At 52.2% G+C, this 487-nt stretch carries 1 rRNA gene; it reads right to left on the minus strand.

What is annotated here, in order from left to right:
• A 23S ribosomal RNA gene (locus HZY83_RS07715) occupies positions 1–487 on the minus strand; the annotation flags it as partial.

Genomic DNA, 487 nt, shown 5'->3' on the forward strand with positions numbered 1-487 from the left:
ACCCGACAAGGAATTTCGCTACCTTAGGACCGTTATAGTTACGGCCGCCGTTTACTGGGGCTTCGATTCGTGGCTTCGCAGAAGCTAACCACTCCTCTTAACCTTCCAGCACCGGGCAGGCGTCAGCCCCTATACATCACCTTACGGTTTAGCAGAGACCTGTGTTTTTGATAAACAGTCGCTTGGGCCTATTCACTGCGGCTCTTCTGGGCGTGAACCCTAAAGAGCACCCCTTCTCCCGAAGTTACGGGGTCATTTTGCCGAGTTCCTTAACGAGAGTTCGCTCGCTCACCTTAGAATTCTCATCTTGACTACCTGTGTCGGTTTGCGGTACGGGCACCTGTTATCTATCTAGAGGCTTTTCTCGGCAGTGTGAAATCAACGACTCGAGGAAACAATTTCCTCTCCCCATCACAGCTCAGCCTAACGAGTGCCGGATTTGCCTAACACTCAGCCTTACTGCTTGGACGTGCACTCCAACAGCACG

It is taken from the genome of Gemella sp. GH3 (assembly GCF_013415425.1).
Taxonomy (GTDB): domain Bacteria; phylum Bacillota; class Bacilli; order Staphylococcales; family Gemellaceae; genus Gemelliphila.